Below are 21,535 nucleotides of genomic sequence, written 5' to 3' on the forward strand. Positions count from 1 at the left end.
GTGGTAATCTGTGTTATAGTATTCATAGCGGATCAGCTAACCTCCTGTTGCTTTTATCTTCGCAACTTAACTGTAACACAGGTTTATGCTGCTCCGCTATCTTTTTTTGTAATTTGTCTCACATCTATTGTAATCCTACAAGCACCAACAAACTTTTTCGCAAATAGGTATTGTAAAAAAGGGAATTCTGTGTTATAATTATTAGAATAGCGGTCGAATGTACCGCATTACATTTTACTATAAGGAGTGATGGCTCATGGTAGGCTTTGAAAATCATATCGGCAAGATCATTATTTCTGAAAATTATCTGACTGAACTCGTTAAACACGCAGTTACAGACTGCTTCGGCGTTGCTGATGTTTGCAGCATAAGCACATTCCGTTCCGCAGTATCAGCTCTCACAGCGGGCAAGGCTTTCAGAAAGAACAAAGGCGTAATGCTCCGCACCGACAAGGAAGGCGGTCTCATCATCGACCTCCATATCAAGGTCACCTACGGCACTAATATTACTGCCGCGGTAAACAGCATCACCCATAAGGTCAGCTTCACTGTTGAGGAAGCTGCCGGTATAGATGTACACAAAGTCAACGTATTTGTTGACGATATGAACGCATAAGCGCGCAGGCAGAAGCCTGTTAACAGAATTGGAGGATTTTACTGTGATACACGGTTCTTTACTCAGGGACGCTGTTATCTCCGCCGCTATAACTATCGGCAACAGAAAACGTGAGGTCGATGAGCTCAACGTTTATCCTGTTCCCGACGGTGATACAGGCACAAATATGTCAATGACTATAGGGAACTCCGTCGCAGAGCTCAAAAGGCTCGACGACAAAGCTCCTGTATCCGAGGTTGCTTCGACAGCAGCATCAGCATTTCTGAGAGGTGCAAGAGGTAACTCCGGCGTAATACTTTCACTTATATTCAGAGGCTTTTCAAAGGGACTTGGCGGCTGTACAGAAGCTAACTGCGAAAACTTCGCAGATGCTCTGCAATACGGCGTTGAAGCAGCATACAAGGCTGTAATGAAGCCCGTCGAGGGAACTATCCTCACTGTTGTTAAATCCGCAGCTGCAAAGGCTAAGGAGATAGCTGCCGAAACAAACGACGAGGTGACATTCTGGCAGGAGGTCTGCACAGAAGCTGAAGCAACTCTCGCCAAAACAACGGATATGCTCCCACAGCTCAAAAAAGCAGGCGTAGTTGACGCAGGCGGCAAGGGTCTGTGCATAATATTCCGCGCAATGACCGATGTATTCGCAGGCGGTAAGATCGCAGAACCCGAAGAAGCTGCTCAGAACCATGAGAGCTCGGGGGATTCGTTCAGAACAGCTGTCAGCGAATACGATGACGATATAACGTATACATACTGCACCGAGTTTATGCTGGAAAAGGACGATAACTGCCCCGATGTTTCAAAGCTCCGTGCATACCTCGAAACTATCGGCGACTGTGTAGTTGTGGTCGATGACGAGAAGATCATAAAGGTACACGTTCACACCGATGATCCCGGCAAGGCTATCCAGAAGGGTCTTGAATTCGGTCACTTCATCAACGATCCTCGTCCTAAGATCGAGAATATGCGTATCCAGCATGAAAACAAGATCAAGGACGCTAAAGCAGCTCAGGAGGGACTTACTCCCGCAGAGCCTGAAAAGGAATTCGGCTTTGTCGCAGTTGCAGCAGGTCACGGTCTTGAAGCTATGTTCACAGACTTGGGCGCAGATGTTGTCGTAAAGGGCGGTCAGACCATGAACCCCTCTACAGACGATATTCTCCGCGCTATCCTCAAAACTCCTGCAAATACAGTATTTGTTCTTCCAAATAACAAGAATATCATCATGGCGGCAGAACAGGCTGTAAAGCTCACAGACAGAAAGGTATGCGTACTCCAGACAAGAACTATACCTCAGGGTATTGCTGCGATGCTTGCCTTCGATGACAGCCGCAGTCTCAACGAGAACCGCATTGATATGACAAGAGCCTTCGAGAAAGTTTCCACAGGTCTTATCACCTTTGCCGCAAGGAACTCAGAGTTTGAGGGACATCAGATAAAAGAGGGCGAGATACTTGCTCTGGATAACGGCAAGCTTGCTTTTACAGAGCGCGATATAAACAAGGCTACATATAAGCTTGTCAAGAAGCTTTCAAAGGGCGATGTGAGCTATGTTACTCTTATCCACGGAGCAGATGTGCCCGAGGAGAACGCCGAGGAGCTCCAGCGTTTCATACAGTCAAAGCTCAGCGACAAGATAGAGGTAATGCTCGTTAACGGCGGTCAGCCTGTGTATTACTACATCATTTCTGTTGAGTAAGCTTTGACAGCGGAACAGTATCGTGCTATACCACGAATGAAAGTATATAGAAAAGCCTCCCTTTTCGGGAGGCTTTTCGCGTTATTATCAGTTTTTCAGAGCTTTTTCAAGCCATACATTTGCGATATCAAGTGCTTCATAAAGTCCGCACTCACGCTCGGCATTCTTGACAAAAGCCTTCATAGGATCAGGCTCGTTGGTGTCCATCTGGACAACTCTGACCTTCGAGGTCATCTGCTCGCCGTTTTCCTCTTTGGTTTCAAGTATCTGTATAAAGATAACGAATGGGTCGGACATATATCCGTAATAGAGCTGGTTGCCGTTTCTTACCAGAGGGTAGCCCTTGTATGTGTTGAATTTCATATTGTATACCTCCTTGGAATTTACCAGTTTTTAATGTAGTCCTCTCCTGTGCCTATACGCTTGATATTCTCAATGAGAGTATTTACGTAAGATTTAGTACAATAGTACTTGCTCTCGCCGTTTACGACAATAAGTGCGCGCATTACCGAATCATCATAGAATTCATAAGTCATTGTCTTTCCGGAGAACGAATCGGTATACTTGATAGTTGCCATAGGTTCACCGCTCGGAACAGGCTTGCCCAGTGCAAACTCCTCGGCATTAGTGCCTGTAAGGAACGAATAGAACTGTCTGTAACGCTCGGAGTCAAATTCTTCGCCGCGCATATGAACAAGGTTATCGTCAGCCGTTGGATTATCAGGAATATTATCAGGATCCTTCGGCTGGATAACAAATTCTGCGGATTCACCGCCGCCGCTTACGGAAAGCTCTGTGATATTCCATACATAAGAAGTTATCATAAGTCTTGACGCGATATCAATAGGCTGTACAGTCAGCCACTTTGCATTGTCAGGCGAAACTGTATATATCACCTTTCCGCCGTCAAGCATTGCATAGCTGCACTTGCTGCCCGAGTCATCTGTAAATATCTCACCGAGAAGAAGCACGTACTTACTGCCGTTATCGCAGTCCATAGTGACCTTGCAGAAAGGCTCTTTGAGACCTGCATCTGCAATATCTTCTTCGGTGCATTTGAGCACATGGATATCGGAAGCACTGAGTCCGAACATACCGTTGGTTATGTCGGTTGAATTTTCAATAGCGAGATAGCTCTCGATAGGCTGTATCATCTTATGTGAAGCAGAAGTACCGCCCGAATGAGCCTTTTCGCTGTCCTTGTCGTATTCGAGAAGAATATCATAGTCGATATCGCCGCGCTCGATCTTCAGGCTGTTGATGATAGGATAATTCTCATCATCAGGCTTTTCGAGGATAGTCTTGCTTATAAAGTCTTTTACTGTCTTGCTGTAATTTGCAAGAGTAGAGCTTGATACGGCATAAACATCGTTGCTGCCGTCAACTCTGACATAGTTTGAGGAACCCGACGGAAGCTCATCGCCGATATAGAACTTGACAGTCTTGCCCGACTCAAAGTTCATCTCGACCTCTGCCGAAGGCTTGTCAAGACCGTACTTGCCGAGCTCGCTGCTTCCGCCTGCGATAAGCGATTCAGCTTGCATACCGTTTGCATTGTTTACAAGAGTAGATATCATAGAGGTATCCACATTGAGGTCTTCATAGCCCTCGATGGTATAGACAGCAGCTGTGCCGTCATCTTTTGGAGCTTCCTTCATGATGACATTGAGTTCGCCGTCATTATTCTTCACACGAACGCTTTTTACAACTGCATTTTCGCTGCCATCGCTGACGAGAACAGTTCCCTGTCCCTCAGCTTCTGTAGCGATAAGGGACGGCTGTGTGCTGCCTGAGTTATTGCCGTCCTCATCGGGTAAAAACTTCATAAAGGCATAGCCGCCGCCCAGCATAGCTGCAAGCAGAGCGCTGAGCGCGATGATGCCCTTTGCCTGTTTTTTCATTTATTTCTTCTCCTTAACAGTACAAATACGCCAACAAGAGCGATAATGCATGGGATTACCCATACAACGATGATCTGAATATTCTTTGCCTGCTTTGTTGTAGTAGAGATATATGACTGCTGTAAGTTCTTATCAGGAACAACAACGCTGTTCTCCTTGCCTGTCATCGTATTGATAGTATTGAGGAGTACGTTTGCGTTATTGTATGTTGTATTCTGCTGGATAACAGTTCTGTCGAACATATACGGACTTCCTATGAGAAGCAGGCTGCTCGTATAGGTATTGAGCTGCTCGGAACGGAGCTTCTGAGAGAGAAGCACTGCCGATCTTGAACCCTTTTCGCCCTGTGCAGCATTTGAATCAACGATATCAGCTGTAAACGCCTCCTCAGATGACTTGAGGACTTCCTTGACAACGTCTTCGTTGTTCTTTTTGAGCTGAGTAAGCTCTCTTGTATAAGGTGAAACGATAGGGAGCTTGTCATTAGGCAGATCACCTACAGCTTCTGAATCGCTTACGCTGAGAATGATAGTAGTTGCTGTAGCGATAGCGTTCTTTTCGTCAACAAGGATATTGTTCTCTACCTTCAGGCTCCAGTCAGCGAGGAATTCCTCGATATTCGGGAGATTTGTCTTGCTGAAGTCCGGAACATAGACCATATTTCTGTCATACTTTCCGTCATTGTAGAGGAAATCGCTGAGCTTCTGGATTATATTCTCAGTGAAGTCAACTGTAGGAGCAAATACAACGATCATATCGTACTCGTCAGCTTTGAGGTCGTCGAGTGTGATATCAAAATCAACACACTCATAGCCGTTTTTGCCGAGGAGCTCTGTCTTGAAGGTATCAGCTGCATCTCCGAAGTTCTGCTCATCATAAAGAGGTGAACCGTTCATCTTGTTTGCGAATGCGACCTTTACAGGGTGAGCGTCTGTAACGCCTGTGATAGCAGATGTGAGGAGGCTCTCACCTGTGAACTTGAATATGAGCTGCTGGCTCTGCATAGCTGTCTGGTCGGCAGTGAGCATATTCATAACATCGCTTTCCGCGAGAACTCTTACGCGGTCGCCGCAGCTTACGATGATATTTCCGCGCTGGATATCACCTGAATAGTTCTCCTTGTACTTGTTTACGAGGTCAGGGTCTTTGTCCATATCAACATACTTGACATTGATACTGCCTTTTCCCTGCTCTGCGTATATGGAATACTTGTCAAGGAGCTCAGGTATCATCTCATACGGAACTTCTGCGGGAGCTCCGTAGTACTGAGCGTACATATTTGAATAGTAATTGCCAAGGGACTCAAAATAATCTCTCTTACAGGTAACAGTTATCTCAACGTCCTTCTCCAGAGCCTTTACAGCATCTATGGATACGTCTGAAAGCTCATACCTGTTATCGGGAGTGATATCTATTTTTATCGGTGAACGCTTAGCTGCCACGCCCACCATAAAGTTCAGTACAACGACGATAGCAACAACAAGAATGATGATCGTATAGAACATCGAGCCGTATTTCAGCTTCTTATAGTTCTTCTTCACTTTTTCACCATCAACTGATACCACATTTGTCTCGTCGATATCTTTTTTACTCATTAGTATCAAAACCTTCCTTTCTTGATGATCAGCTCCAGCGGCGCTTCTCTAACACCTTAACGGTGAAGAAGTTGAACAGGAAAGCTGCACTTACGAAGAATAATACACTTGGAAGGCTGAATATGCCTCTTGTGAACTCAACGTATCTCGAATAGAAAGCCAGAGTAGTAACACACTTGTATACTATCTTCTTGAATCTGTTGCCGTTCTCAAAGCTGGAAACGAGCATCTCGGAAAGGTATATAACAAAGAGTGCAACAAGGCTGACTACTGCGGAAGCCATCTGGTTCTCAGTGAGTGACGAGATGAAAAGACCTACTGCGATGAAAGCCGCACCGAGAGCAAGCATAGCAAAGTAGTTGCCCAGAAGCGGTGTCCACGTCACAGTGCCGAGATAATTAAGAATGAAAGCGTATATAAATACGATGGACTCAGCAATTATGAACAGTGTAAGAGCTGCGAAATACTTGCCGAGAACTATGTCCCACAGGCTTATGGGCGCTGTGAGGAGTCCCTGATCCGTCTTGTTCTTCTTTTCCTCGCTGAGGAGCTTCATCGTCAGCACAGGAATGAGGAACATAACGATATAGAACATAGAGCTGAACATTGATGATGTATCTGTTGTACCGCTCGCAATAACTCCGTTATAGAAGAATATACCTGAAACTAACCAGAACACGGCAAGAAAAACGTATGCCACGCCTGATGTAAAGAATGCGCCGATCTCACGTCTGTAAATAGCCAGCATTATTCCTCACCTCCATTATTTTCTGTATCCTCTGCCTTTTCAGCAGCTTCATCGGCAGTATCGGTGCTGTCAGCTTCCTTGACAGCTCTGAGCTTGCCGTTGGGAGATACCTTTATGTCTATTCTTGGCTTTGAAGATGTTTCGTCATCGTCGTCATCAGTCCTGATAACTTCGTCAGCCATAGTGATCTTGAGGAAGATGTCCTCGAGGGTGAGGTCTGAGAGCTGGAGCATGAGGATATTCCAGCCGTTGTCAGCGCAGAGCTTATTGAGGTCACGGCGGATATCGGTCTTTCCGTCAGTCTCGATATCGTAGTCGTAAACGCCCTTTTCGCGCTCCATATCGGCGCGGACGTACTTAACTCCCGGGATAGCTTTTATAGCGTCAGTGATGAGCTTCTTATCATCAGCCGAACGTGTAGGACCTTCGGCGCGAAGTGTCATCTTGTGCTTGTTGGTGATATTCTTAGCGATCTCGTCGGCAGTACCGTCTGCTGCGACCTGACCCTTATTGATAATGATTATCCTGTCGCATACTGCCTGTATCTCGGGGAGGATATGCGATGAAAGGATGACCGTGTGTTTCTTGCCCAACTTCTTGATAAGAGTTCTTATCTCGATTATCTGGTTAGGGTCGAGACCGACTGTCGGCTCATCGAGTATAAGAACAGGCGGGTTATTGATAAGAGCCTGTGCGAGACCGACTCTCTGACGGTAACCTTTTGAAAGGTTCTTGATGATCCTTCCTCTGACGTCCTCGATCTTGCAGAGAGCGCATACATCTTTGAGATGAGCCTTTCTCGGCATTTTGCACTTCTTGAGATCGTAGATGAAGTTGAGGTAGCCGTCCACGGTCATATCCACGTATATAGGCGGTATCTCAGGGAGATATCCTATATTTGCCTTAGCTTTTTTAGGGTCGTCAAGGATATCGGTGCCGTCAATGAGCACCTCTCCCGAAGTAGATGAGATATAGCCCGTAAGCATATTCATCGTTGTGGACTTGCCCGCACCGTTTGGTCCGAGGAAGCCGAGTATCTCACCCTTTTCGACCTTGAAGCTTATATTGTTCACGGCAAGCTTATCGCCGTACTTCTTAGTAAGGTTCTTGACCTCTATCATTGGGTTTTGCCCTCCTTATTGCGTATGTTCGCGGCATTCGCCGCATTTATTCACAGCTTTTACTATGTTAATACTTGTTTGTGATAGCAAAGTGAAAGCAAAGCGAATTTTTTACAATATATTCAGTGCATACTCTGTATCAGCGCTGATCTGTGCCTTCAGCTCCTCTACCGAGCCGAATTTCATCTCGGGACGTATGAACTGACAAAGCATGACCTGAAGCGGACTTCCGTAAAGGTCGCCTGAAAATCCATAAATATATGTCTCGGCGAGAGGTGCTCCGCCGTAGCTGACAGTAGGCTTCACGCCGATATCGGTAATGGAAGGATACCATTTACCGCAGGCATATGTTTTCGAGGCATATGCACCGAATCTCGGGACCAATTGTCCCTCTCCGAATATCTGGTTCGCTGTTGGAAAACCGATAGTGCGTCCCAGCTGAGCGCCGCGGCTCACTTCTTTTATAATAGTATAGGGCTTTCCGAGCAGCTCATTGGCACGTCCGAGACTGCCGTCTGTGAGCAGGCTGCGTATCAGCGTGGAGGATACGCGCTCCTCACCGCAGAAGACGTCGTCCACGGTGCGCACTTCAAAGCCGTACTTCTTACCGAATCTTCTCAGATCGTCAACTCCGCACGAAGCGCCCCTGCCGAACCTGAAATCATTGCCGCAGCAGACAAAGGCGGCGTTCATCTCTCCGCAAAGTATCTCCTGTGCGAAGGTCTCGCCGTCCATTCCGCATATGTCGGCAAAACGCGGTGAAAATACACGTTTTATGCCGCAATCATGTTCAAGTATGAAGTTTTTTTCGTATCCGCTGTAGATATAACCTGCTGCGCCCTTATTCGCCGCACTTTCGGGCGGGAACGTAAACGCACACGGAACAAGCCCGTTTTTTTCCTGCTCCGCAGCGGCTCCGAGAACGGCTCTGTGACCGAGGTGAACGCCGTCAAAAAGACCGAGAGCGGCAGCAGTTTTCATATTATCCATACCGTCACCCCAGATTTTTTCCGACGCGGAGTATGCCGTTCTCACGGTCTGCGAAGGCAGTACCAATGAAAACGCCGTCAAAGCCGAAAACTCCGTAGCAGTCCTCATTATCGCGCACACCGCGCAGCTTTGACAGATCGAGCTTTACGCCGTTTCTGTACATTCTTGTCTGAGCCTCGCCCAGTCTCAGCTTCGGCAGCTTCTCGAAAACGCGCTCGATAGGGAGTATGAGCTCCTCAAGCCTGTCCTCGTCCCTTGCCTGCTGTATCTCCTCGAAGGTAAAGCAGTCGGCAAGGGTAAAGCCGCCCGAGGAAGTTCTCACGAGAGATGTCATGATACCTCCGCAGCCCAGCTTTTCGCCGATGTCGCTGATAATAGTTCTTATATAAGTGCCCTTGCCGCAGGATATGGACATAACACCCTCACGGGTATTACTGTCGTACTCCTCCAGCACAAGGCTTTCGACCTCAATCTCACGCGCCTGACGTTCCACCTCTATGCCCTGTCTTGCAAGATCGTAAAGGCGCTGACCGTTCACCTGAACAGCCGAATACATAGGCGGCAGCTGCATTATCTTTCCCATAAACTCAGGCATAACCGCTTCTATATCGCTGCGGCTCACAGCTATGTCAGATACCTCACGCACTTCGCCCCACACGTCCTGCGTATCGGATACTGCACCGAGCCTGAATCCTGCGCGGTAGCTCTTGGTATTATCGGGCATGATGTCGCAGGCTTTTGTAGCATTGCCCACAAAAACGGGAAGCACTCCCGTAGCCATAGGGTCGAGAGTACCGCCGTGACCGAGTCTTTTCATTTTGAGTATGCCGCGGAGCTTTGCGACCACATCAAATGATGTGAAGTCCTGCGGCTTATTTACGCAAATTATACCATTCATTCGCTCAAAGCCCTTTCGACAGCTGACGCGAGATATTTTTTCGCTTCTTCGAGAGGTCCGCTGATAGTACAGCCTGCTGCCTTTGCATGACCGCCGCCGCCGATCAGCTGGCATATAGCCGAAACGTTCACGTCGTTTGCCGAGCGGAACGAGCACTTGAACACGCCGTCCTCACGCTCGCGCATCAGTATGCCGACTTCAGTCTCCTCGAGCTGTATAGTCAGCGGAGCAAAGCCTTCCAGCTCCTCCATAGATACGCCCAGCTCTTTCATCATATCCTGCGTTACCGCAGCGATAGCCAGCTTTCCGCCGAGACTGTACTCCATGAGCTCGTTGACCTTAGCCTCCAGCTTCAGTCTGCCCATTGTCTTTACATCGAACATATAGCGGTTTATTCTTGCGAAATTAATATCGTAGCTGCGCATCATTTCCGCAGCTATCTCATGAGCGCGGGGTGTCGTACAGTCGTACTTGAAGCAGCCTGAATCGGTCGCAATGCCCGTATACAGGCACATTGCACAGTGTCTTGTTATTTTCACGCCCATATACTGTGCAAGATCATAGATTATCTCGCAGGCAGCTGTAGCGTCACCGCGGAGCAATGTTTTCTCCGCAAAGTTCTTATTTGAGATATGATGGTCGATGCAGAGCTGTACCCTGCCGCCGTAGATATCCTTGAAATCGCCCATAAGGTTCTCATCGGCGATATCAACTGCGATTATCGTTTTCGGTTCAAACTCCTCACCTGCGCCTTCACTTGTGAGGAAGTCATATCTTGGCGACGGGAATCCGTCATGGCAGACTACTCTGCTTCGTATCCCGAGCTGAGCAAGTATATCCTTGAGTCCGAAACCTGCACCTATACAGTCTCCGTCGGGATTTCGGTGGGTTATTATCACCGCGTCCTCACAGTTCCTGAGAAATACCTCAGCTTCACTGAAACCAATGAACATACTCAGCCCTCCTTAAAGCAGATCATGAAGCTTTTTGCTTATCTCCGCACTTCTCTCTATAGAGTTATCGGCGATAAATGTAAGCTCGGGAGCCTTGCGCATTTTGAGCCTGTGGAAAAGCTCGCGCTTTATGAAGCCTGCTGCGCTTTTAAGTCCCGCAACAGACTCTTTGGCTCTTTCGATGCCCTCAAAGCTTGAAACATATATCTTACAGTTTGACATATCGCCTGAAAGGTCAGCCCTTACGATAGTCAGCATCTTGTCTATTCTCGGATCCTTCAATTCCCTAAGGATAGCCGTCATCTCTCTTTTGATATCTTCAGCCATACGGCTGTTCTTGAAATTAGGCATTTTATTCCTTTCTGTCGTTACAGTTTGACGGTAAATGCATCGTCTTTTTCTTCATGCTTATCGGATTCTGAAGCTTTTGCGGATCTCTTTGCAGTTTTCTTAGCGGGTTTCTTTGCAGCTGTCTTAGTTGATGCCGATTTCTTTGAAGCTGATTTCTTCGCAGACTTTTTCTTTTCAGGCTTTTCGCTCACAGGCTTCTCAGCCTTTGAACCGTTGTCCTCAGCAGGTGCAGCACCCTCAGCTGCCTGCTCGGTATCGGAAAAGAAACCGTCGCTGAATATCTCTGCCGAGAAAGCTTCATCTTCGGCGGTGCGGCTGTAATCGGGGATATCCTCGTCGCCTTCCTCGCTGTAATATATATCCGCATAGTTACCGTACTCGGGTTCGAGCTCCACGTCGCTGACAGGGCGCTCGATACCCATAAGGTCATCGGAATACTCCTCTGGTTCTTCAATAGCGCTGCACTGACCGAGAATGATCTTCTTGACAGATTCAAAGAAGAATATATCAATAGGACCGAAGTCGTCCCATGCCAGCGCCTCATTGCAGTACTGTAACATATCCGCATTGCTCATTCTGCTGTTATCCATAAGAAATTCCCCCTTTATCATTTATCATTTACATTCAAGTATTATCAGTCCTCGCGGTACTCCTCGACAATATAAGTCTCGAAGATATCGCCTTCCTTGACATCGCTGAACTTTTCAAGGCTGATACCGCACTCGTATCCTTCTGCAACTTCCTTTGCATCGTCCTTGAAACGCTTCAGACCTGATATCTTATCGTCTGCGATGATGATACCGTCACGTACAACACGCACCTGACTGCCTCTTGTTACCTTGCCGCTGAGTACGTAGCTTCCTGCTACCATACCAACATTGGATATCTTGTAGACCTGTCTTACTTCAACACGTCCAAGCTCTACCTCACGGGTCTTAGGAGCGAGCATCCCCTTCATAGCAGTTGTTATCTCCTCGATAGCATCATAGATGATACGATAGAGTCTGATATCAACGCCGTCACGCTCTGCATTTTCAGCAGCAACAGGGTCAGGTCTTACGTTGAAGCCGACGATGATAGCGTTTGATGCACTTGCGAGCATAACGTCACTTTCCTTGACAGCACCAACTGCACCGTGGATAACTCTTACTCTTACCTCATTGTTTGAGAGCTTTTCGAGGGACTGCTTAACAGCTTCAACAGAGCCCTGAACGTCAGCCTTGACTACGATCGGGAGCTCCTTGATATCGCCCTCAGCGATCTGACTGAACAGGTTGTCGAGAGTTACCTTGCGGTAAGCGTTGAACTGCTCCTGCTTCTGCTCATGCTTTCTCTGGTCAACGAGTTCACGGGCAAGTCTCTCGTCCTCAACAGCGTTGAAGATATCACCTGCGCTTGGGACTTCTGCAAGACCTGTTATCTCTACAGGAACAGAAGGACCTGCGCTCTTTACGGTTCTGCCCTTGTCGTTTGTCATTACACGTACACGGCCTACAGCTGTGCCTGCGATGAGAACGTCGCCCTGCTTGAGAGTACCGTTCTGTACGAGGAGAGTTGCTATAGGACCTCTGCCCTTATCAAGACGAGCTTCGATAACAGTACCCTTTGCAAGTCTGTCAGGGTTAGCCTTGAGCTCCTTGACTTCAGCAACGAGGAGTACGTTTTCGAGAAGTTCGTCGATGCCCTCGCCTGTCTTAGCAGATACAGGAACACAGATAACGTCGCCGCCCCAATCCTCGCAAACGAGGTCGTACTTTGTGAGTTCTTCCTTGATACGGTCAGGGTTAGCGCCTTCCTTATCCATCTTGTTGATAGCAACGATGATAGATACACCTGCTGCCTTAGCGTGGTTGATGGACTCTACTGTCTGCGGCATGATACCGTCATCGGCAGCAACAACGAGGATAGCGATATCAGTGATATTAGCACCTCTTGCTCTCATTGAAGTGAAAGCCTCATGACCAGGAGTATCGAGGAATGTGATGTCCTGTCCGTTGATATTTACCTGATAAGCACCGATATGCTGAGTGATACCGCCTGCTTCGCCTGCGGCAACGTGAGCATTTCTGATGCGGTCGAGGATAGAAGTCTTACCGTGGTCAACGTGACCCATTACGACTACAACAGGGCAGCGCGGCTGGAGGTTTGTATCGTCATCGTCTGTATCGTCGATAAGACGCTCCTCGATAGTCACGATAACTTCCTTCTCTACCTTTGCGCCCATTTCCTCAGCAACAAGTGAAGCTGTATCGAAGTCGATCTCCTGATTGATAGTAGCCATCACGCCCAGCTTCATGAGCTGCTTGATAACGTCTGTAGCTGTAGCCTTTAAACGTGTAGCAAGCTCACCAACAGTGATATTATCAGGGATAAGCACCTTGAGCTGCTGTTTTCTTGCTCTTTCGAGTTCGAGTCTCTTGAGCTTCTCAGCCTCACTCTCCTTCTTGGAGAACTGCTGACGGTTTCTCTGAGCGGACTTCTGGTTTATCTTCTGCTTCTTTGATGAATAGTTGTCATTCTTGTGCTTGTTTGAGGCAGCCATCTGGTCGTATCTCTCGTTATACTTATCGAGGTCAACATAGCTTCCTCTTGTATCAACAGTACGTCTCTGAGTAGAAGTCTGAGCAGTCTCTGAACTGAATGAAGCGTTGAACTTTGTTCTTTCGCCTCTGTCCTGAGCCTTTGCCTGCTCTTTCTTCTTATCCTTCTTCTTGTCGTTCTTCTTATCATTGTTCTGGACAGGCTTAGGAGCTTCCTTAGTCTTTGCAGGCTCCGGCTTATTCTCCTCCTGTTTTGTTTCAGGCTTTGGAGCTTCCTTTACAGGAGCTGTTTCCTGTTTCTTTACAGTTTCTTCGGCTTTTTTCTCTGGAGCTGGTGCAGCCACGGACTTCTCCTCCTTTCGTGTTTCATTGATCTTTTCTTCCTTCTTTGCAGGAACAGTTTCAGCGAGCTTCTCCTCCTTCTTTACGGGAGCAGGTGCAGCAGGCTTCTCCTCCTTCTTTGCAGGAGCAGGTGCAGCAGGCTTCTCCTCTTTCTTTGCAGGAGCAGGTGCAGCAGGCTTTTCTTCCTTCTTTGCAGGAGCAGGTGCAGCAGCCTTTTCTTCCTTCTTTGCAGGAGCAGCCTTTTTCTCGGCAGGCTTCTTGGCAGCAGGCTTTTTCTCCTCTTTGGGAGCTTCCTCCTTCACGGGACGTGGATCATTCTTGGAGTTGAAATATTCGTCCAGTGAGCTTACCGAATAGCGATCCTTTGTATAACGCTCAAGCAAGGAATTCATTTCCTCCTCGGTGAGTGAAGAACCTGCCTTCTTTTTATTGTCGCCCTTTTCTGTGAAAAAGTCGATGATCTCCTGTGCAGAAATATTAAGGTCTTTTGCAGCGTCGCTTAACTTTATTTTTTTTGCCATAGGCTTGATTACCTCCATTTTATGACCGCGCAAGCCGCGGTATTAATATAAACCATATCTATATCAACGCATCAGAAATAATTCTTATTGCGATCCGTCGGATATTATTTTTTCAAAGCCGTCAGTGAAGCCTTTGTCCGTTACAGCGATAACAGCCGTTTCTTTTCCGCAGAGCTTTCCGATATCGGACTTGCTCAGTTCTGTCCTGAGATGTTTGACATTGAACTTACCGCAGTAAAACTCGACTTCCTTGACTGTTTTATCCGAAGCGTCGGAAGCTGTAAGTATACTTACGGCAGAACCGTTCTTTGCCGCTTCGACCGCACTGTCGAAGCCCTTCACGGTCTTGCCTGCTCTTATGCAGATCCCCAGCAGATTAGCTGTTCTGCGGTTCTTTTCCGAGCTCATTTACCATCACCTCATACACGCTGTCGTCGATCTTGCATGAAAACTGCTTCTCGAAGCGTCTTGCCTTTCTTGCCTTTTCAAGGCACTCGGCACTGCGGCAGATATAAGCACCTCTGCCTGCTGCCTTTCCCTTGAAATCGAGACTTATCTCGCCCTCGGGAGACTTTACCACTCGGATAAGCTCTTTTTTGGGCTTCATCTCGTTACAGCCGAGACACATTCTCATGGGTATCTTTTTTGGCTTCATAATCATTCCTCGTTTGCAGGAGCTTCTGTCTCAGCAGGAGCTTCTGTTTCAGCAGGAGCTTCTGTTTCAGCAGGAGCTTCTGTCTCAGCAGGAGCGCTTTCCTCGGAAACTGCTGTCTCCTCTGCTGCTGTTTCTTCAGTTGTTACTGTCTCCTCGGCTGCATCTTCCTCAGCAGGAGCTGCCTCAAAAACAGGAGCAACGAAATCAGGGCTCATCTCGGGAGCTTCCTCGCCGCTTACGTTGTCGAACTGCGGCTTGATGTCGATCTTGAAGCCTGTGAGCTTAGCAGCAAGCTTTGCGTTCTGACCCTTGTTGCCGATAGCAAGTGAGAGCTGATTGTTCGGAACGATAACTGTGCACGACTTTTCTTCCATAGAAGTGATAACAGTCTTGAGCACCTCAGCAGGAGCAAGAGCTCTTGCAATGAACTCCTCGGGAACTTCGCTCCACGGGATAATATCTATCTTCTCGCCGTTGAGCTCGTTCACAACAGCGGTTATTCTTGAACGCTTAGGGCCGATGCAAGCGCCTACTGCGTCAACGTTCTCGTCCTTAGACCATACAGCGATCTTAGTTCTTGAACCTGCCTCACGGGAAATGGACTTTACTTCAACAGTGCCGTCATATATCTCGGGAACTTCCTGCTCAAAGAGTCTCTTTACGAGGTCCTTGTGAGTACGTGATATTTTTACTACAGGCTTCTTGTTCTTGCCGATGATGCCTGTGATGTAAACCTTTACGGACTTGCCTTCTTCGAGGTTCTCGCCGGGTATCTGCTCGTTGCGGAAGAGGTACAGTTCTGTTCCGTCATAAACAACAGTAACAGTGCCTCTGCCGGGCTCTACCTGAGAAACTCTCGCAGTGATACATTCATGCTCCTTCTGCTCGAACTTGCTGAGCATCTGCTCGCGGTTGATCTCTCTGAGGTCACCCTTGATGGACTGCTTAGCGGAAAGAGCAGCCATTCTGCCGAGCTTTGATATATCCAGCTCCTTCATGATAGTGCCGCCAACGATAGCATTAGGATCCATAGTCTTGGCAACGTCGATATTTACCTCATTCTCGTCGAAAGGCTCATCATCAATGATGTCCTGTCTTATATACATCTCGAACTTCTTCGTTTTGGGATCAATCTCAACACTGATCCTCTCCTCACTGTGGGGATAAGCTCTTCTTGCGGCTTTAAGCATTGCTGACTTAACCTTTTCGATGAGGAGCTCTGTTTCAACGCTGTTTTCTTCGCCGAGAGCCTCAAGTGCCCTGAAAAAGTCCTTATTCATGTTCATGTCTGTAAATTCCTCCAATATATTTTATTTTGGTTTTTATCATTTCAGAAATCAAGATACAGCTTTACAAAAGCTATATCTGCCAGAGGGAATTTCTTTTCCTCTCCGCTGTCGAGAACGACTGTAACGCCCTCTTTATCTGCGCCGACCAGCTGTGCGATTATTTCCTTCTCACCGTCAACAGCTCTGATGAAGCGTATCTTCACCGTATCGCCCTCGCAGACCTCAAAATGTTCCTCCTTCACGAGCTCACGTTCAAGACCTGCCGAACCCACTTCCAGCATATAGCTCTGAGCGATGGGGTCTTTTTCGTCGAGAATATCGCTTATAGGAGCATTTGCGCGTTCACAGTCGGCGATGGTTATTCCCTCGTCCTGATCTATAAATACTCTCAGGTACCACATAGCACCTTCCTTTTCGTAGCAAACGTCCCAGAGGTAGTATCCGAGCTCATCGGTAATTGGCTTGATAAGGTCGTAGACCTTTTGTTCCGTGCCGCCGAATTTCTTGAATTTCATAGGCAATATCCCCCGAAATATCGGGCATCTCCTTTCTCTGCAAAATAATAGTCCCAATATAAATACTAAAGACCGGAAGGTTTCCGGTCTTTGGGTTTACTATCATCATAAAGTATTATACCACGGTTTTCCGCAAAAATCAAGTGTTTTTTCAAATTTTTTCAAAAAAATAATACTAAAAAACAGAAGGCATAGATACTGTCAAAAAGCTAAATTAAACAATGCACATTGATTAAAACCACATTTTGTATAAACTCTCAGTTTTCAGCTTAAAGCTCTCAGCTTTCAACTAAAAAGACGTTCCCGAAGGAACGTCTTTTATATCAGCCTTTAAGTGCAACTCGTCTGATCTTGCCGCTGATAGTCTTTGGCAGTTCATCTCTGAACTCGACTATACGAGGATACTTATAAGGAGCAGTGTGCTTCTTAACGTAATCCTGGATTTCCTTCTTCAGCTCGTCAGTGCCCTCAGTTCCCTTGACAAGAACGATAGAAGCCTTTACTACCTGACCTCTTACAGGGTCGGGAGCAGCACTTACGCCACATTCGAGAACGTATGGGAGCTCCATGATAACGCTTTCGATCTCGAAAGGTCCGATACGGTAGCCCGAGGACTTGATAACGTCGTCAACACGTCCAACGTACCAGAAGTAGCCGTCCTCGTCCTTCCATGCAGTATCACCTGTATGGTAAACTCCGTCGTGCCATGCTTCCTTGGTCTTCTCCTCATCGTTGTAGTAGCCGAGGAAGAGTCCGGCAGGGACCTTCTTGTCTGTGCGGATAACGATCTCGCCTGTTTCACCTGTCTTGACAGGCTTTCCGTCGGGATCAACGATATCAACATCGTAAAGCACGCTTGGCTTGCCCATAGAGCCGGGACGGCAGGTCATACCAACAAAGTTGCCGATAGAAAGTGTAGTCTCTGTCTGTCCGAAGCCCTCCATGAGCTTTACGCCCGTAGCTTTGAGGAACTGGTTGTATACCTCGGGGTTAAGAGCCTCACCTGCGACTGTAGCGTACTTGATAGAGCTGAGGTCGTATTTGGAGAGGTCCTCCTTGATAAAGAATCTGTACATCGTAGGAGGTGCGCAGAATGTAGTTATATTGTACTTTGCAAACATAGGAAGTATCTTGTTTGCATCGAATCTGTCAAAGTCGTAAACGAATACGCAGGTCTCGCTGAGCCACTGTCCGTAGAGCTTGCCCCAGAGAGCTTTTCCCCAGCCTGTATCGGAGATAGTGAAGTGTATACCGTTAGGGTCAACGTTGTGCCAGTAACGTGCTGTGATGAAGTGTCCCAGAGCGTACTTGTGGCAGTGTGTAGCGATCTTAGGATAGCCTGTAGTACCCGATGTGAAGAACATGAGGTTAGGATCACTGCCGCACGAGAGCTTTTCGGGGTCTGTAGGGCGCTCGAAAACATCGCTGAACGCTGACATTTCCTTATCGAAGTCCTCCCAGCCCTCACGTTCGCCGTGAGCCATCATCTTGATGAGCTTTACGCCAAGTTCCTCTTCTGCAAGATCCACCTGATGTGCAACGTCGCCGTCGCCTGTACATACGATAGCCTTTACTCCTGCTGCCTTGAAGCGGTATGTGAAGTCATGCTGCACAAGCTGATTTGTTGCAGGGATAACGATAGCGCCGATCTTGTGGAGAGCTATGATAGAGAACCAGAACTGATAGTGTCTCTTGAGGACGAGCATAACTCTGTCGCCCTTCTTTATGCCCTTTGACATAAAGTAGTTTGCAGTCATATTTGAATATTTCTTTATATCCGCAAATGTAAATCTTCTCTCGGAGAAATCATTTCCGACATATATAAGAGCTTCCTTGTCGGGACATTTTGCAGCAAGTCCGTCAACAACATCGAAGCCGAAGTTGAACTGCTCCTCGTTGATGAAGCTGATACCTGTAAGGGAACCCATAGTGTCTGTTTCGAGCTTCACGAACTTATCAGCGATAGGATCCTGTACATGAGCGAGGTCAAAATTGGTAACACCGGGGAGTATTACGGGTTCGAGGTTGGAGATAGCATGCTGAGGCTGATTTATGCCGCATACGATAGCGTAGAACTTACACTCCTTACCGCCTACAGCCCACTCGTCATGGAGCTCAGAGCTGTCGTAATAAATGGAATCGCCCTCGTTGAGTATCTCAACGTTGTCACCGACGCGGACCTTGAGCTGACCGCTGATAACGATATCCATTTCCTGACCCTCATGGGTATGCGGATGAGGAACTCTGAATTCCTCGTCGATATACGGGATAGTAACAAGGAACGGTTCTGCGATCTTATTGCGGAACTTAGGTGCAAGGCGGAGATAGCTCAGTCCCTGTCTTCTTGCGATAGGGAGTCCCTCTCCTGCTCTTGTTATATCAAAGCTCTTGATATGCGGCGATTCACCTTCCATAAGGTCAGCGATCTCAACGCCGCAGGCATTGGCAAATTTATAGATGAAGCTGAAGCTGAAGTCCTTAGCTCCGCCCTCATAAGCAAGGTACTCATAAGCAGGCACTCCCAGCTTATCAGCCATTTCCTTAGGAGACAGTCCGACCGATTCTCGTGTGAGCCTGATTCTCTCAGCGACCTCCTTTATTCTCTCTTCTGCATTTGGCAACTTTGTCATGTCGCTCATGATGATCTCTCCTTTTTTCTAAAAAATGTTTTATACCGGAAAATGAAACGGGTGCTGAGGAACACTTCCGCTTTCTTTGACTACGAAAAACAAAAAACTCGTCTCAAAGAATTCGACTTTGAGACGAGTATCATGATCTGATTACCCGCGGTACCACTCAAATTGTGCCGCTATTGCGTAACACCACTTCAGACTCCAGCAAGTCCTATTCATTCACGCAGAATCACGGAAGCGCTTACTGAAAAAATTTCAGCACTTCGGCTCAGAAGGGATACACAGCACTGCTTATCACCGACTCGCACCAAACGTCGGCTCTCTGTGGACATTGGCAATCCTCTGCTTGTCTTCCTCATTGCTTATGCTTGCATTATATCACAAAAGGCTATACTTGTCAAGACCTTTTTTCAAAAAAATCCGATGTCACAGCTCGGATTTCCGATGGTTGACGATATGCGAAAAAACTCTCCCGTAAGCCCTGTGCGGCTTAAATGAGAGTCTTTTCGTTTATTCTTCCCTTATCAAGATGCCCCCGTGTTTCTTATCGTCTAAGAGATCTTACCGATGCTTTGCTTGCAGCAGGATCTGTGAATCCGCCGCCGGGAATGACTATCTTACCGTTGCCGCTTCCGCTGCCATTCCTGTCTGCATTTGGATCTTCACAGGAAGTGCCGTCGCCGTTGTTGCCACTGCTTGTGCCGTCTTTTTTGTCATCATCGTCACCGCCTGATGGTGTAGTGCCGGGTACTTTTGATGTAGCATCCAATAATTCCTGCGCTTTTTTGCAAGCTGCTTCACCGAAAACATCTTCGCACGTATTATAATGCTTCTGTTCGCCTGACTTTTTGTCCTTTGAACTGCTTGACTTGCCACTCTTTGAACTGCCTGACTTGCCACTCTTTGAACCAACTGACTTGTCACTCTTAGAACCGCCTGTTGTGCCGCTCTTTGAACCACCGTTTGATGTATTATTTTTACTTTCACCACAACTTACGCCTGTATAGCCGCCTTGTCCGCTAACGCCTGTAAAACCTCCGCAGCTATTTTCGCAAAGAACGCCGCTGTTACCACCGCCCAAAACAGTGCTGCCGAAGTTTGACGGACCATAGACGCCTACACCGATACCGTTGCCGAGCAGTGTATCGAGCTTGCTCAGAGAAGCGCCGATCCTTTTGTTCAGTGTAGTCTTGCCTGCGCGAATGCCTTTCGTATCCATTGTGAATAAGCTGTCTATACCTGTGAATACATGGTCGAGCTCTCCGAGCATTCCGTCGATCCTGAGCAGGCTTCCTGCCATTCCTTTCATATCGCTTACCCTTCCGAGTTCAGCTATCTCAGCCTCGAATCTGCTTGTAAGAGCTTCGAGCTCCAATATTACTTCAAGCTGCATATCTTTGAGCTCGCTTGCTGATATGTCAAGAGTTGTCTTGCCTGTGTCGGAAGCTGTCTCCTCATAGAACCTTAACGCATTGCTCTTTGACAACTCCTCAGCAAGCTCGCTGTTTACCGCGATTTTTGTGCTGTCAGACGAATCCGAAGAATCACTGCTGCTTACTGCTTTTGAATCTGAAACGAGAAATGCGTTCTTTTTCCGAAGTGCTGCTGCACTTGCGGAAAAAGAGTTTGCCATAGGGATCACACACATTGTTGAAGCCGCGATAGCTGCCATAGCTTTTTAACATTGACTTTCATAATAATACTCCTTTTAAATTTGGTTCCGGGTTTTACTTTGTATGTTCTGTCGTTCAATGTCTGAATATAACATCGTGCTTGATAGTCCTTTCCAGTCTTTTCATATCGTCATGCAAGCGCTTCTGCCAGATGATATCCCAGTTCTGTTTGCTCCTTCCGATGAAATCAAATGTATCATCGTCGTCCTGCTCCTCGCTGTCGTTATTTTCTGCGCCCATACCGCAGTGCTCTTTCCAGAACTCGCGCTCGGCTTCGAGCCATGCCTGCGCATCTAAATTGAGAGCTTCCTCTATTTCATCATCATTTTCCTCCTCAGGATCGCTGTCGGATCCCGAGGAAATGTTGAACTTGTCCTTCGGAGAGAGCTTCACACGCTGAGCCGCACTTGCCGAAAGAACGTTTGTCATTGTAACAGCGCACATTGCTGCCGCTGCGATAGCTGCAATAGACTTTTTCATAATAATCTCCTTACG

20 protein-coding genes and 1 other annotated feature are annotated in these 21,535 nt (G+C 47.4%); of the genes, 2 read left to right on the top strand and 18 right to left on the bottom strand.

Going from position 1 to position 21,535, the window contains the following annotated elements:
* Window positions 1-256 precede the first annotated feature (256 nt).
* Together K6G33_RS02815 and K6G33_RS02820 are read left to right on the top strand one after the other, a co-directional pair.
* On the top strand, window positions 257-616 hold the full coding sequence (locus K6G33_RS02815) for an Asp23/Gls24 family envelope stress response protein (protein WP_296776022.1): 360 nt from the start codon (window positions 257-259) through the stop codon (window positions 614-616).
* Window positions 617-659: 43 nt separating this feature from the next.
* The gene (locus K6G33_RS02820) at window positions 660-2,315 is read left to right on the top strand and encodes a DAK2 domain-containing protein (protein ID WP_296776025.1); all 1,656 of its coding nucleotides are present in this window, start codon (window positions 660-662) and stop codon (window positions 2,313-2,315) included.
* 87 nt (window positions 2,316-2,402) lie between these two features.
* Here K6G33_RS02820 and K6G33_RS02825 read toward each other — a convergent pair whose 3' ends face one another.
* From K6G33_RS02825 to K6G33_RS02910, 18 genes are all read right to left on the bottom strand, one after another.
* On the bottom strand, window positions 2,403-2,678 hold the full coding sequence (locus tag K6G33_RS02825) for a hypothetical protein (RefSeq protein ID WP_296776028.1): 276 nt from the start codon (window positions 2,676-2,678) through the stop codon (window positions 2,403-2,405).
* Between the two features lie 20 nt (window positions 2,679-2,698).
* A complete protein-coding gene (locus K6G33_RS02830) occupies window positions 2,699-4,216 on the bottom strand; it encodes a DUF4340 domain-containing protein (RefSeq protein ID WP_296776031.1) in 1,518 nt (505 codons plus the stop codon).
* Entirely contained in the window at window positions 4,213-5,811 is a 1,599-nt protein-coding gene (locus K6G33_RS02835) for a Gldg family protein (RefSeq protein WP_296776032.1), read from the bottom strand. The genes K6G33_RS02830 and K6G33_RS02835 overlap by 4 nt, the downstream gene beginning before the upstream one ends.
* A 28-nt stretch (window positions 5,812-5,839) precedes the next feature.
* A complete protein-coding gene (locus tag K6G33_RS02840; protein WP_296776035.1) occupies window positions 5,840-6,559 on the bottom strand; it encodes an ABC transporter permease subunit in 720 nt (239 codons plus the stop codon).
* Complete coding sequence (locus K6G33_RS02845) at window positions 6,559-7,680, bottom strand: ABC transporter ATP-binding protein (RefSeq protein WP_296776037.1); 1,122 nt, start codon at window positions 7,678-7,680, stop codon at window positions 6,559-6,561. Before K6G33_RS02845 ends, K6G33_RS02840 begins: the two co-directional genes overlap by 1 nt.
* Before the next feature lie 111 nt (window positions 7,681-7,791).
* Window positions 7,792-8,670 (bottom strand): riboflavin biosynthesis protein RibF, encoded by an 879-nt coding sequence (gene ribF, locus K6G33_RS02850; RefSeq protein ID WP_296776040.1) that lies wholly within the window; start codon window positions 8,668-8,670, stop codon window positions 7,792-7,794.
* A 4-nt stretch (window positions 8,671-8,674) separates the two neighbouring features.
* On the bottom strand, window positions 8,675-9,568 hold the full coding sequence (gene truB / locus K6G33_RS02855) for a tRNA pseudouridine(55) synthase TruB (protein ID WP_296776042.1): 894 nt from the start codon (window positions 9,566-9,568) through the stop codon (window positions 8,675-8,677).
* Window positions 9,565-10,521, bottom strand: a complete 957-nt coding sequence (locus tag K6G33_RS02860) for a DHH family phosphoesterase (protein WP_296776044.1) — start codon at window positions 10,519-10,521, stop codon at window positions 9,565-9,567. The genes truB and K6G33_RS02860 overlap by 4 nt, the downstream gene beginning before the upstream one ends.
* A 12-nt stretch (window positions 10,522-10,533) precedes the next feature.
* Complete coding sequence (rbfA, locus tag K6G33_RS02865) at window positions 10,534-10,872, bottom strand: 30S ribosome-binding factor RbfA (protein ID WP_173449512.1); 339 nt, start codon at window positions 10,870-10,872, stop codon at window positions 10,534-10,536.
* Between the two features lie 17 nt (window positions 10,873-10,889).
* The gene (locus K6G33_RS02870) at window positions 10,890-11,462 is read right to left on the bottom strand and encodes a hypothetical protein (RefSeq protein WP_296776047.1); all 573 of its coding nucleotides are present in this window, start codon (window positions 11,460-11,462) and stop codon (window positions 10,890-10,892) included.
* A gap of 44 nt (window positions 11,463-11,506) precedes the next feature.
* The gene (gene infB, locus K6G33_RS02875; protein WP_296776050.1) at window positions 11,507-14,275 is read right to left on the bottom strand and encodes a translation initiation factor IF-2; all 2,769 of its coding nucleotides are present in this window, start codon (window positions 14,273-14,275) and stop codon (window positions 11,507-11,509) included.
* An 84-nt stretch (window positions 14,276-14,359) separates the two neighbouring features.
* Entirely contained in the window at window positions 14,360-14,683 is a 324-nt protein-coding gene (locus K6G33_RS02880; protein ID WP_296776052.1) for a ribosomal L7Ae/L30e/S12e/Gadd45 family protein, read from the bottom strand.
* Window positions 14,652-14,930, bottom strand: a complete 279-nt coding sequence (locus tag K6G33_RS02885) for a YlxR family protein (protein ID WP_296776055.1) — start codon at window positions 14,928-14,930, stop codon at window positions 14,652-14,654. The genes K6G33_RS02880 and K6G33_RS02885 overlap by 32 nt, the downstream gene beginning before the upstream one ends.
* A 2-nt stretch (window positions 14,931-14,932) precedes the next feature.
* Window positions 14,933-16,216, bottom strand: a complete 1,284-nt coding sequence (nusA, locus tag K6G33_RS02890; RefSeq protein ID WP_296776057.1) for a transcription termination factor NusA — start codon at window positions 16,214-16,216, stop codon at window positions 14,933-14,935.
* Between the two features lie 44 nt (window positions 16,217-16,260).
* The gene (rimP, locus tag K6G33_RS02895) at window positions 16,261-16,734 is read right to left on the bottom strand and encodes a ribosome maturation factor RimP (protein WP_296776060.1); all 474 of its coding nucleotides are present in this window, start codon (window positions 16,732-16,734) and stop codon (window positions 16,261-16,263) included.
* Window positions 16,735-17,057: 323 nt separating this feature from the next.
* Window positions 17,058-19,364 (bottom strand): AMP-binding protein, encoded by a 2,307-nt coding sequence (locus tag K6G33_RS02900; protein WP_296776124.1) that lies wholly within the window; start codon window positions 19,362-19,364, stop codon window positions 17,058-17,060.
* A gap of 125 nt (window positions 19,365-19,489) precedes the next feature.
* Window positions 19,490-19,735: a binding site (T-box leader), on the bottom strand.
* A gap of 176 nt (window positions 19,736-19,911) precedes the next feature.
* Window positions 19,912-21,039 carry a hypothetical protein gene (locus tag K6G33_RS02905; RefSeq protein ID WP_296776061.1) on the bottom strand — a complete coding sequence of 376 codons (1,128 nt, stop codon included), beginning with the start codon at window positions 21,037-21,039 and terminating at the stop codon, window positions 19,912-19,914.
* Window positions 21,040-21,115: 76 nt separating this feature from the next.
* Window positions 21,116-21,520: a hypothetical protein gene (locus K6G33_RS02910; protein WP_296776065.1), complete on the bottom strand. Its 405-nt coding sequence runs from the start codon at window positions 21,518-21,520 to the stop codon at window positions 21,116-21,118.
* Between the last annotated feature and the right edge of the window lie 15 nt (window positions 21,521-21,535).

It is taken from the genome of Ruminococcus sp. (genome assembly GCF_024691275.1).
Taxonomy (GTDB): Bacteria; Bacillota; Clostridia; order Oscillospirales; family Ruminococcaceae; genus Ruminococcus.